Origin of the sequence: Streptomyces sp. NPDC127177 (assembly GCF_042672475.1) — a bacterium.
In the GTDB taxonomy this organism is placed as follows: Bacteria; Actinomycetota; Actinomycetes; order Streptomycetales; family Streptomycetaceae; genus Streptomyces.
In genome coordinates, this window is record NZ_JBHXUW010000108.1 from 1 (window position 1) to 12,035 (window position 12,035).

Here is a 12,035-nt window from a genome sequence, read left to right on the forward strand (position 1 = left end):
CCCAAAACCTGGGGGCGCTTGGGCCCCCTGATGTACAACACCCCCCCCCCCCACCCCTGGAATAGGGGGCGCCCCCCCCCCGGGGGGGGGGCCCCCGGGCCGGTCTCTTGAGTCAACGGTCCCGGGAGCGTCGAGGACACGGTGCTGCGGGCGGTGAGGCCGCCTCGCGTTGTCGAGGCGGCCTCCTACGGCATCACTCGCCAGACCAGCGCCTGGGCGACGATGACGTGTTCCCCGTCGAAGGTGACGACGGGACCTTCGTGCAGTTCGTAGCCGAGGCCGAGCGCTTCGCTCACGCGTTGGCAGAACGCGGCGTCGTCGGGGCCGGTCACGACTCGGTAGACGGGCAGTCCGTCCGGTGGTGTGCTCATGGGCGGAAGGATCTCAGCTCATACGTGCCGGCTTCCGGAACAGCAGCATCGTCGACGAGCCGAACGCCTCGGTGTTGGTGTGCGTACTGCTCACCGGGATGAAGCCGTGCCGGCCGACCTCCTCGGTGAGGGCGTCGCCGGACCGCTCCGAGAACGGAAGGATCTCCAGGCCGATGTTCTTCTCCCCGTCCCCGACCCGGATCCGCCTCGGGATCGCCCGGCCGGGAACGAAGTCGGCGGCGACCTCCGCGTAGTCCGGCACGGAGAAGAAGCCCTTCCCCCACTCGCTCGCGCAGTGGTCCACGACGAAGTGTCCGCCCGGCCGCAGGATGTCGAAGACCCTGGAGAGGTGGCGTCCCCGTTGTTCCTCGTCGACGAGCATGTGGAGGCAGCCCATGTTCATGGCGAGGTCGAAGCTGTCCTCGTCGAATCCCCGAAGGTAGATGATGTCGCGCTCCACGAACCCCGAAGCCTTGAGGCCGGAGGCGGCCGCCAGCTCCCGGGCCCGGGCCAGCGCCGTGTGCGACACGTCCACCGAGACGACATCGTGCCCCTGTGACAACAGGTACAGGGAGTCGCGGCCCTCGCCGCAACCGAGGTCGATGATCCGGCCGGAGAAGACGTCCGGGCGTTCCCGGATCAGCTGGAGGAGCGATGCGTTCGGTTCCGCGGACTCCCACAGGTGGGCGCCGTGCTCGTACACCGTCCGGTAGCGGTCCTCGTAGCCGTAGTAGTAGTCGCCGATCGTGCCGACGATGCTCCGGACGTCGTCGCTGGTGGGCGAGAACTCCACGGGCGACGCCGTCACGTCCGCGTCCGCGCCGAGGACCATGAGCGCGGTGTCGTCGAGCAGGCCGATCGCCAGGAGGTACTGCGTGTCGTCGCACTCCACGGCTTCGCCGACCCCGAAGGGCGCGCAACACTCCTTCAGCGCGTCCAGGGTCAGCGCTGTGGCCTTCTCGCACACGAAGACCGCCGCGCGCCCCTGTGTCACCTTGGCGGCGAAGCCCGCTGAGCTGTCGAGCTGCCACACGGTGTTCCGGTCGGCGAGGCGGATCGCTGTCAGCCGCATGCCGTCGGGCGCGGCCCCGTCGAGGATCTGCTGGTAAAGGCTCACTTCAGTACCCCCTGTGTGTGGTTCTCCGACGTACGCAGAGCCGCGAGACGTGCTTCGTACTTCTGGAGTACGGGGCTCCGATGCCGGAAGATCCGGCCGGTGTCGCGAAGGCGCTGCGCCTCTTCGTAGTTCCGGGAGCGAAGGGCGGCCTCGATCCCGGTGAGTTCGATGACGTCGCGCTGGGCGTTGCTGCCGCCCATCGGGGACGAGCGGTGGAAGGACCTGGCCAGCCGGGCCGAGGCGTCGGCGTAGTCACCGGTGGTGAAGGACCGGAAGCCGAGGAAGATGTCGACCATCTCCTCGGACACCTCCTTGCCCCGGGCCAGGACGATTTCCAGGAGGGCGTCGGCACGGCCGTACTCCCCGACCTGGCAGTAGGTGAGGTACGCGTGGAAGTCGTTGAAGAGGTACCAGCTCTCCTCCGAGTAGGGCTTCCAGTCCTGGAAGAGCGACCGCCAGTAGGCGGAGAGGTCGAGCGAGGGGTTGATGAGTGCGAGACGCCAGAGCAGCGTGACGGCGTCCAGGTCCTCGGCCGACTGCAGTGACGTCTTCCTGCGGATTCCGATGCAGTAGCACGCCAGTACTTCCTTGATGTTGTCCGCGTACAGCTCGAACAACGCGTAGTGCCACCAGATGTGGATACGCATGGGGGTCGAGCCGTCCCTGCCGCGCATGTACTCGCGGATGTAACGGGACCCGTCCTCGTGCCGGCCCGTCTCGTAGAGGCAGTGCACCATCGCGTGCATCGCGTAGATGTCGTCGGGGTTCAGTTCCAGTGCGGCCCGGCAGCGTTCGATCGCCGTCCCGGTCAGACCGTTCTCCTCCAGTGCGAACGCGTGGAGGCCGTGCAGGTAGCCGATGACCGGGTCGTCGTCGGCGAAGGCGCCGACGGCCTCCTCGATCGACGTCAGCATGTGCGGTGCGTCGCCGATGGAGAAATCCAGCATGTGCACGGTGAAGACCGATACGGCGTCGCCCGGATACCTGTCGACGATGGCCTGGAAGGCGTTCCTGGCGGCGCCCAGATCACCGTCGGTCCACGAAGCGATGGCGGACAGCATGGCCCTGGTGCGCACCTCTGTCGGTTCGGTCGCCCTGAGGGAGGCACAGATCGTGGCGGCCTCCATGACGGCCGAACGCTCCATGGAGCACAGGAGGTCGACGGCGCGCATGAGCTGGAGCGCCGGCGGGGGCGTGGACCGGACGGACCGACGACATCGTTCGTGGTCCAGTCTCATGGATACCAATTGGACGATGGCGCTTTCGACGAACTCCGTTTCGGACGCCCGCTCGACGAGATGCGGAACGCCTCGTGAATCGGTGATTACTGTCATTCGGAAACCTCGGCCGGTGTGAGTGGCGTGCTCTGGACCTTGCGAATTCGGTGGGACGCGAGAACGAGAAGCAGTGTCAGTGCGAAGGGCGCCAGCCAGATGTGGGAGGAGAAGAGCCTTCCGCCCGCCAGGACCGCGGCCAGCAACACGAGAGAACAGGCGTTCGCGTTCGCCACGATCGAACCGACCTGCCTCGGCGAGAAATTCGATGCGGCCTCCGCGCGGAGGATCACCCGCATGGAGCCGAAGGAGCATCCGAGGGCGAAGATGGCGAACATCTGCGGTGCTCCGAATGCCGGGGCGGCGAGCCAGACGGCCATTGCCACGGCCACCGCGACGGCTGATCCCACCAGCACCCACGACACTTCGACGGATTTCGTCAGACGGTGCAGGAGAATTCCCGCGACGGCCATCCCGATACCGAGGAGCATGTCCAGGACGCCGACGGTGAGCATGCTTTTCCCGTGGGCGAGTGCCTGCAACGGCAGCATCAGGTTGAACGTCCCGAGGATGGGCCAGACGAGCATGAAGGCGACCAGGCACAGGACGCCGAGGCTGCCGACGGCCTCCGGCCCGGCTTCCTGGCGCGTCCGCTCCGCGGGGGCCGCGGTGCGGTGCGAGCGCAGGCTCATGACGGCGACGACCGCGAACAGGCCCGCGCACACGATCAGCACCGATTCGGCCCGGATCACACGCGTCAGCAACGAGGCGAACAGCGGGCCGGCCATGAGCGCGACCTGATTGACCGTCATGGTCCGTGAACTGTGCTTGCGCAGCATGGGGCCGTCGAGCCCCGACGCCTCGTCGTTGAACCATGCCTCCCAGGTCGATTCCAGGAAGAAGAAGAAGATCCACAGGACGAAGTTCAGGGCGATCACAGTCGGCACATGGGCGTAGCCGGCGGCGATCAGGAGCAGGGTCAGGGACACCCCGCCGAGCCCGGCCGCGGTCATCCTGGCCCCGCCGGTGACCGGGCTGAAGCGGATCAGCGGCGGGACGAAGACCGCGGGTACGAAGGAGAGCACGGTCGAGACGGCGAGTGCGTCGTAGCCTCCCCCGTGCGCGGAGGCGATGTGCCAGTTCACGAGCAGCAGCACGACGCCGTTGAAGAACCGGTAGAGACCGGAGCAGAGTGTGTACCGCCTCACGCGCCGGCCGCCTCACCGGTCACGAAGATCTGGTCGGACAGTTCCTTCGCCATGGTCACCGGCAGCCAGGTCTTCTCACCGAACAGCTCGTCCCATTCGAGTTCGACGAGGCCTTCTCTGGTGCTCCAGTTACTGGCGGCGTGGGAGAGGTCGCCGCGCTTGGCGCTGATGTTGATGCTGCGCACCTCGGGCGGCAGCGGCTTGCCGTCCAGGACGTCCTGGATCCGTCCGGGCGCGGCCTTGAGGAAGGCGATCGCCGAGGTCCTGCTGGCCACGGCGGCGGTGACGGCGTCGTGGACGTCCAGCCCGAGGTAGGAGCCGACGTGCAGCCGGTAGGGGTTGAGCGAGTAGGCCCGCTCGACCTGGTCCATGATCCCGTCGCCGCCCGGCCTGGCGGCGACCTCGATCACCCAGGCGGTCCCGTCCGCGGCGAACTTGATCTCCACGTGGGCGAGTCCCCGGTCGATGCCCAGCGCGGTGCAGGCCTGTACGGCCAGGCCGGTCAGGGCCGGGTCACCGGTGCGATGGCTCGGCACCAGGTGCGCGACCTCGGCGAACCACGGGCGGGGGGACAGGTACTTCTCCGTCACGGCGAGGACCTGGGGGCCACCGGGCCCGCAGAGGACCTCGATGGACACCTCGTCGTCCGAGTCGACGAACTGCTCGACCAGGTACTTGTCCCCGAGGATGTTGAACGACCCGGCGTACCGCGCGATGACGGCCTTCGACTCCGCGAGACCGGCTACCGCCTCCTCGCGCGTGGCGGCCAGGACGACACCGCCGCTGCCACCGAAGTCGTACGGTTTGATGACCACGGGCAGTCCGATGTCCTCGACCGCTTCGAGTAACTCCGTCTCGGACTCGACCAGTCGACATCGAGGGGCCGGGACGCCCGCGGCCAGAAACGCCTGTTTCATGGCGTACTTGTTCCGGGCGTTGGTCACCGTCGTGGCGTCCAGAGCGCCGAGTCCCAGGGCACGGTTCACGGTGTTCGCCGATTCCACGGTCCAGTCGTTGAGCGGGACCACGGCCCTGGGACGGCGGCCCCGGACGGAGTGTGCGCGGATGGCCCTCAGGAGGGATGCCGAGTCCTTGGGATCGGCCGACAGCATGTTGTCGAACGTACGGTTCAGATTGCGCGTGGCGTCTTCCGTGGCCGCCCAGACGGGAAGGTCGACAGCCTGTTTCGCTCCCGAGAAGGCTCTTTCGCGAAGGTACTGGTCGGCCCCGAGCAGGAGCACGTATTCATCTGGCTTCATGGATGCACTCTCAGTTTCCAAGGTTCCCCCGAGATGTGATTTCTGTTCTCGTTTTTTCGCCGGGAACCGGGCGAGACAATGCGAGTTCATTCACGGCCGAGAGGCGTCACTGCAATACGAATGCAGCTACTTGAACTTCATCTCTATCGGCATGAAAATGAATTCTTGCACGAACCCCCGTTCCTGCCGCAAGATTTTAGCTTTCAAGCGCGAACGCAGCAAGGGATCATTTTCGGAACATGGCGCGAATCAGGCGGTCCTCAATGGCCTGCTGCGCCGCGGCGCGTTCACTTCGGCGTGTTGATCGATGTCACCCGACGCCTGTTTGTCAGTGGCCTGTCATCCGGGTGGGATTCCGGAAACACGAGGAACGGACTTCCACGATGCAGACGACCTGCTTTATCGATCAAGGCACCCCGGAAGGTCCCCCCTGCGCCGGGATATCCCGCTCGGGCCGGCACGTGTCGTCGCGTGGAACGGCGCCGGGCGCCGGCCCGGCTTCCGTTTCTTCGGTATGACGGCCGACGCCCCGCCGGCCGCCGAAGCCGGCCCGGCCCCGGACACCCTCTGCGACAGCCTCCCCTCCATCGCGGATTCACCGACGCACAGTCCGCCACCGATCGCTTCAGGGTGCTCCGACGCGGCGTTCGTCCTGGCGGAATCAGTGCGCCGGCCTCGTAACACCGCTGGGTGCGCGGCTCAGGTCCACCACGCAGAAGATATTGCCCTCGGGGTCGGCCAGGACGACGAAATCGGGTTCGGCCGGATAGAAGTCCCATTCGACGGCCTTCGCACCGAGACCGACCAGCCGTCGCACCTCTGCCTCCTGCTCCTGTGTCGTGTCCGTGTACAGGTCCAGATGGAGACGTGGCTGCAGCTCGGCCGGGGACGTACTGCGCTGCAGGCCGAGAGCCCGGCCGGAGCCGTCGGCGAAGTCGAGCGTCCGCCACTCCTCGCTCCGCCACTCCTGAGAGGCAACCAGGTTCAGGGCCGCCGTCCAGAAGGCCGTGGCGCGGGGGAGGTCGGCGACACCGATGACCGGGGTTCCGATTCGCAGCATCCGGCCCTCCTCACTCCTCGTCCTCCTGGATGTGCACGGCGGCCTCTTCCGCGGACGCGGCACCACCGTCGATGCCCACGTCACGGCCAAGCACCCTGTTGTGGGGGTCTCCGCTGTCACGCTGGTTCGCCTCGGCGATGCGTCCGGCGCGTTCGGCACCGGCTTCGTCCTCCTGCGGGCCGTTGTCCTCCGGCCGTGCGTCGGTCGCTTCGCTCACGTGGTCGGCGAGAGCGCCCCGCTCGGGCTCTTCCTGCCCGAGCCGCTGGTCGAGGGACTCCCCCGCCTCCTGCTCCCGCTGGGTGGTCCCGTATTTCGTCACACCCAGTGGCCGTTCGGGAGGCGAGTACCCCGTGTCCAGCATGTCGTCGAGATCCGGTTCGCCGATGACGTTCTCCGGATCGAGATCATCCGTCGGCCGGTTGTCCACATCGGAGTCGGTCGGCTGGTACACGTCGTCTCCGCGCTCTTCCTGGGACATGGGCCGCTCCTCTCGTTGACGCCTGCAGGGTTCTCCCCGCAGTTCTCCCCGCACTGCCAGGGTGCACCCGCCACGCCGCATGCGCGGAAACGGGACGTGCGGAGTACCCGGCGCCGCACGGGGTCCGGGCGGATTTCGCCCGGCGCCGCCCTCGACTGCGGGGCCGGCCCGGCGGCCGTAACCTGGGATTCGGGCCACCGGGCCTCGGTACTGCCGGGCGGGCGACCCCGTTTCCGTAGCCGTTTGTCGGGCAACCGCCCCGGTGGACCGGCGTGCCGAGCATCGGCGTGCATCAGATGTCAGCGAATCGTCCTTCGAGGAGCGACCGTGGCCCTGGCAAAGATTCGTACGATCGTCCTGGACTGCCCCGACCCCCGTGCGTTGGCGGACTTCTACGCGCAACTGCTGGGCGGTGAGGTCGGAGGCGATCCGGACGCGGACTGGGTCGACCTGTTCACGGACGGACTGCGGCTCTCGTTCCAGCGGGCTCCCGGATTCGTGGCCCCGAGGTGGCCGAGCCCGGAGCACTCGCAGCAGATCCACCTCGACCTCGATGTCGACGACATGGAAGCCCGGGAGCGGGACGTGCTGGCCCTCGGGGCAACGGCCCTCGACCTGGCGGACGACGGCGGGAAGAGGGACTTCCGCGTGTACGCCGATCCGGTCGGCCACCCGTTCTGCTTCATCCGCCCCTGACGAACCGACCCACCCGGCGGCACCTCACGCAACTCACCGCACGACGTGTACAGCAGGGTGCGGCGAGCCTCGCGTCAGTGCCCTCCTTCGCCTTCCGGCGCCAGTGCCTCCCGGAGCACGGCGGCGACCGCCCGGAGGCACGACGGGAAGTCCTCCCGCCCCTGTGTGTCGATCCATCGGGCGAACGCGTTCTGGAACGCGATCGTGGCCAGCTGCGCCACGATTCCCGCCCTGGTGGGCTCCACGTCGCGCCGCTTGAGCGCGTCGGCGATGGCCGTGGTGACCGCGGCGTGCTTCGTCCGCTCACGTTCCTGGAGTTCAGCGCTGCTGTCGATCACGGCGCGGCGTTCCGCGGCGTGATCGACGAGCGCGACGAGCCCGGATCCGACCCGGGCGAGACCGTCGAGGGCCGCAGCCAGCGGGGAGGCGCTCGCGTCGGCCCGGAGCACCGCCTCGGCCACGGCGACGGGCAACTGTTCGGAACCCGCGAACAGGACCTCACGCTTGTCGGGGAAGTAGCGGAAGTACGAACGCCGGGTGATTCCGGCGCGTTCGGCGATCTGCGTCACGGTCACGCTGTCGTATCCGTGCTCCCCGTAGAGCTCCAGCGCGGCCTTCGTGAGCCGCTCTTCCGTTCCGGGATCCCATCTCGCCATGGACCGACCCTAACAAGTGATGTCTCGGTGTGTCGTCAGTGTTAGCCTGGGCGGTGAGCGATGACACAGTGAGACATCACCGATCGAGGAGCGAGCCCGATGACACCGAACACACGGACCGACGAGGTGTGGATCCTGGGCGCCACCGGCCGGATCGGCCGGGCCGTCGCCGCGCGTCTCACGGCGCGGGGGGTCACCCCGGTGCTGGTCGGACGCGACGGTGAGCGTCTGCGCGAAGCCGGAGCGGCCCTCGGCCAGGGCGACGAGGTGAAAGTCGTTGTCGCCGACACGGCGGAAGGCATCGCGGCCGAGATCGCGCGGGAGCGGCCGGCCGTGGTCGTCAACACCATCGGCGACTACGCGGCTACGGCCGTGCTGATCGCCCGCGCGTGCATGCCCGGTGGCCACTACGTGGACATGGCCGCCGATTCGGTCGCGATCCCCCGGCTGCTCGATCTGCACCACGACGCGACCGAATCCGGCAGCACGCTCGTGACCGGCGCGGGATTCGGCGTCCTGGCGACCGAGGCCGTCGTGGTGAAACTGTGCGAGGACAGGCCGGCCCCGCGCGAGGTGCGCGTCGATGCCCTCGCCTCGGTGGCGACCGAGGCCGGCGTCATGGGCGCCGCCTTCGCCGCCAGCGTCGTCGACGTACTGACCACCGGCGGACGCCAGTACCGGGACGGCCGGCTGGTGAAGACACGGCTCGGCGCGGACCCGCACGACTTCACCCTGCCCGACGGGGAGACCGTGAAGTCCGCCGGTGTCCCGTCGGGCGAGCTCGTGGCAGCGCAGCGGGCGAGCGGGGCACCCTCGGTCACCGTCACCTCGGCGCTGGCCCCGTCCTCGTTCGCCGCGCGGGCCGCCCTGCCCGTACTCGGAGTGCTCCTTTCCGTCCCGCCCCTGCGTCGGCTCGCCGTCCGCCAGATGGCCGGGACGAAGGCCGAGGCCGCCCCCAGGCCCCGGCGGCACTCCTGGGGGCACGCCGTCATCACCTGGGCGGACGGCACCAGCCGGGAAGGCTGGCTGCGCGCAGGCGACGGCATGGACTACACGGCCGACGTCGCCGCCGAGACCGCCCTGCGACTGGCACGGGATGAGGCCGGGCCCGGCGCCTACACACCGGCAGCCGTGTTCGGGCCCGGCCTCGCCACCGCGGCCGGGGCCGAGTTCATCCTCGACTGAGGACTCCACGGGGCGATCCTCGATCGAGAACTCCACGGGGCGGTTGACCACCGTCCGGTTCGCACGTTCACAGCCGAACGGATCCCGCCGGTCGCACGTACCTCACCTCTGGCCCCGCCAGGTGGCGGCGCCCCTCATCGAAGTGAGGCCAGGCGGGCGAGGAAGGGCCGACCGGCCGTCACCGGAGCAGGACGTCCACACCACGTTCTTCGAGTATCTGAAGCAGCAGTTCGAACAGCGAGGTCCCGCCGTCACCGGAGACACGCTCCCCCAACCCTTTCCTGGCCGTTTCCGAGTCGCTCCAGATCAGGGTGAAGGGGGCAGTGGCGCCCCAACTTCCACGCAGACAGTCGTCCAGAGCATCGAGGTTCCAGCCGAAGTACCCGCCGGGCCCGTTGACAGCTTCGCCCATCGCGCAGTAGAAGCTGTCGATGTCCACAACCTGCCGGCCGTCCAGGGCGAACACGTGTCCTGCCGGAGCATGCGGTTTCCCCCGGCGGCGATACGCCCGTGACAACAGCGCCACCGAGAGCCAGGCACGCCTGTCCGCTGGAGCGAGGCCGTGCCACATGCCAGTGCGGTCGAGCCGGCCGGCGCGGATGATGCCCCAGAACGATTCCGCTCCGGGCAGGGCACTCTCGCACCGCAACGTCACCGTGATGTCGACGAGACCGGCGCCACGGGCGGACGGCGCGCCGGCGACTACGGTGACCTCGCCGGCGAAGTACGAACCCATCGGGTCGGCGTCTGCGTCGAGGACGTCGAACCAGGCGTTCCCCACCGTGGCCCGACGACTGCCGATGCGGCCGAGACCCTTCAGCAGGCCACCCTGCGGGAGGCAGCCCAGGAGACGCACCCGGCGCACCCCCTCACCTTCCGGCAACGGCGTGAACAAACCCTCCGTCTCCTGGACAGAGCCCCAGAAGTCGGCGTCGTCGTCGTCCGAGGTCAGGGCGTACCCACGCCCCTCACCGCTCCGACCCGCCGTTTGCACCGCGCCTCCCCCGTCGCCCCACATCCTATCGGCGTTCCGTCGGGCTCCCGGTCGACGGAGAAGCTCCAACGGGCTTCGCTCCCCGGCGTGTTGACCCACAGCGGCCCCTCCTGCCGCACCCGGGAGCCGCGCCAGGAGGGGGTGAGCTCCGCACCACCCGTGACCAGCACACAAACCCACTCACAGCGCTCCGATAGCATGTTCGAACTCACGACGAGCGCCGTCATCGCCCGTCTTCGTGCCGGAAAACAGGCTTTCGGCACGAAGGGTGACTTATTCCACCAACGTCTAACAAATCGGCCAAACAATTGATACCTATAGCATCGCGGGTGTTTTCGCGAATAAAGTGCGTCACCACGTCTGCCACGTGGCGTCAATCACGGGCGATACTGTGGGCCGCAGTGGGTGTGGTAGGCCTCGGATTTCTTGTCGCGCTGGAGATTTCCGCGCGTCACTTCGGCCTGCCGGGGCCGATCACCACCCAGGCCCAAGAGGTCATATTCGCCCCGCAGTCGGGATTCCTCCTGTACGCCAGCATGGCGTTGATGATGGTGGTGCTCACCTGGCGGGAGCGGCTCATCGCGGCGGGGATCGCCATCGGCATCGACGTCACCATTTTTCTGGTGCGATGGGCGGCCGACGCCAGGGTGACCGAAGGCCACCCCTTCGGCAACGGCGCGTTGTGGGTCATTCTGGGCTACGGAGTCATCGCTCTCACCCGCCGCACCGGCCGGGAACGCGTCCTGCTCCTGAAGGGCGTCGGGCTCGGCCTGTTGCTGGTCGCCGGACGCAAGACCGGCGACACCTGGCTGCTCATCACGTCGAAGACCCGCCCCGCGGTGCTCGACCAGTACGTTGCGACCGCCGACCACGCACTGGGCAACCCGTCCTGGCTGGTGGGCAGGCTCGTCGAGAGCACCGGCCCGGTCGGCGCCCGCTTCCTCGACTACGTCTACACCCAACTGGCTGTGGCCGCAGTCGTCGTCGCGCTGTACCAGCTGCGTAACGTAGCCGCCCGGCGCCGCTTTCCCGGCCATCATCTGGTGCGCACTTTCCTGGTCATCGGCCTTCTCGGGCCGGGCATCTACGTGATCTTCCCGGTGGTCGGACCGATCTTCGCCTACGGTGCCGACGGCGGCCACTGGGCGGTGACGGACCTGTGGCCGAACACGCTGCCGCAGATCACCGCCCCGCACCACATGTCGTTCGACGAGATCACCCCACGCAACTGCATGCCCAGCCTGCACACCGCATGGGCCACCGCGATCTTCATCCACTCCCGCAAGGGCCCGCGGATTCTGCGGTTCGCCGGCGCGTTCTGGCTGCTTGCCACGCTCGGCGCGACGCTCGGATTCGGCTACCACTACGGCGCGGACATCATCGCCGGCGTGGTCTTCACGCTGACGATCGAGGCGGGGCTGCGCTCACTCGAACGTGGCTGGGACCGGTCGGGGCTGCAACTGGTCGCCTACGGTTCGGCCGTCTTCACCGCGCTGCTGGTGTCGTACCGCTATCTGCCGATGGAGATGGCCAGGCATCCGTGGCTGTTCGGACCGCTGCTCATTCTGGCGATGGCTTCGGTGATCCACCTCTACGTACGGACCACCGAGCGGTGGGAACCTAAGGCCGCACCGGCCCTGCAGGCGGAGCCGCTCCCCGAACCGGTCTGAGACAGGTCGCATACGGGAACGCGCAGGCGTCGAATCGGTTAGGGTTCGTATCCGGGGCGCGGTGTCA

General features: G+C 68.2%; 12 protein-coding genes. 3 read left to right on the forward strand and 9 right to left on the reverse strand.

Annotated elements, in window-relative coordinates; genetic code table 11:
- Window positions 1–185: 185 nt before the first annotated feature.
- The 7 genes from ACFVJX_RS35420 to ACFVJX_RS35450 form a co-directional block, all read right to left on the reverse strand.
- On the reverse strand, window positions 186–371 hold the full coding sequence (locus ACFVJX_RS35420) for a DUF1737 domain-containing protein (RefSeq protein ID WP_384126629.1): 186 nt from the start codon (window positions 369–371) through the stop codon (window positions 186–188).
- A gap of 13 nt (window positions 372–384) precedes the next feature.
- On the reverse strand, window positions 385–1,488 hold the full coding sequence (locus ACFVJX_RS35425) for a class I SAM-dependent methyltransferase (RefSeq protein WP_384126631.1): 1,104 nt from the start codon (window positions 1,486–1,488) through the stop codon (window positions 385–387).
- A complete protein-coding gene (locus tag ACFVJX_RS35430; protein ID WP_384126633.1) occupies window positions 1,485–2,726 on the reverse strand; it encodes a hypothetical protein in 1,242 nt (413 codons plus the stop codon). The genes ACFVJX_RS35425 and ACFVJX_RS35430 overlap by 4 nt, the downstream gene beginning before the upstream one ends.
- Before the next feature lie 92 nt (window positions 2,727–2,818).
- Window positions 2,819–3,970 (reverse strand): MFS transporter, encoded by a 1,152-nt coding sequence (locus ACFVJX_RS35435; protein WP_384126634.1) that lies wholly within the window; start codon window positions 3,968–3,970, stop codon window positions 2,819–2,821.
- Window positions 3,967–5,229, reverse strand: a complete 1,263-nt coding sequence (locus tag ACFVJX_RS35440; protein WP_384126635.1) for an acetyl-CoA carboxylase biotin carboxylase subunit family protein — start codon at window positions 5,227–5,229, stop codon at window positions 3,967–3,969. Before ACFVJX_RS35440 ends, ACFVJX_RS35435 begins: the two co-directional genes overlap by 4 nt.
- Window positions 5,230–5,890: 661 nt before the next feature.
- On the reverse strand, window positions 5,891–6,289 hold the full coding sequence (locus tag ACFVJX_RS35445; RefSeq protein ID WP_384126637.1) for a VOC family protein: 399 nt from the start codon (window positions 6,287–6,289) through the stop codon (window positions 5,891–5,893).
- A gap of 10 nt (window positions 6,290–6,299) precedes the next feature.
- Window positions 6,300–6,767, reverse strand: a complete 468-nt coding sequence (locus tag ACFVJX_RS35450; protein ID WP_384126638.1) for a DUF5709 domain-containing protein — start codon at window positions 6,765–6,767, stop codon at window positions 6,300–6,302.
- 327 nt (window positions 6,768–7,094) lie between these two features.
- Between ACFVJX_RS35450 and ACFVJX_RS35455 the strand changes: the two genes are divergently transcribed.
- A complete protein-coding gene (locus ACFVJX_RS35455) occupies window positions 7,095–7,463 on the forward strand; it encodes a VOC family protein (protein WP_384126639.1) in 369 nt (122 codons plus the stop codon).
- Window positions 7,464–7,537: 74 nt separating this feature from the next.
- Here ACFVJX_RS35455 and ACFVJX_RS35460 read toward each other — a convergent pair whose 3' ends face one another.
- Window positions 7,538–8,119 carry a helix-turn-helix domain-containing protein gene (locus tag ACFVJX_RS35460; protein ID WP_384126640.1) on the reverse strand — a complete coding sequence of 194 codons (582 nt, stop codon included), beginning with the start codon at window positions 8,117–8,119 and terminating at the stop codon, window positions 7,538–7,540.
- 99 nt (window positions 8,120–8,218) lie between these two features.
- Here ACFVJX_RS35460 and ACFVJX_RS35465 point away from each other — a divergent pair, with 99 nt between their 5' ends.
- A complete protein-coding gene (locus ACFVJX_RS35465) occupies window positions 8,219–9,304 on the forward strand; it encodes a hypothetical protein (RefSeq protein WP_384126642.1) in 1,086 nt (361 codons plus the stop codon).
- A gap of 178 nt (window positions 9,305–9,482) precedes the next feature.
- On the opposite strand, the gene ACFVJX_RS35470 is transcribed toward ACFVJX_RS35465, so the two are convergent.
- Window positions 9,483–10,298, reverse strand: a complete 816-nt coding sequence (locus ACFVJX_RS35470) for a barstar family protein (RefSeq protein WP_384126643.1) — start codon at window positions 10,296–10,298, stop codon at window positions 9,483–9,485.
- Window positions 10,299–10,705: 407 nt separating this feature from the next.
- On the opposite strand from ACFVJX_RS35470, the gene ACFVJX_RS35475 reads away from it, so the two are divergent.
- Window positions 10,706–11,968 carry a phosphatase PAP2 family protein gene (locus ACFVJX_RS35475; protein WP_384126656.1) on the forward strand — a complete coding sequence of 421 codons (1,263 nt, stop codon included), beginning with the start codon at window positions 10,706–10,708 and terminating at the stop codon, window positions 11,966–11,968.
- Window positions 11,969–12,035 lie beyond the last annotated feature (67 nt).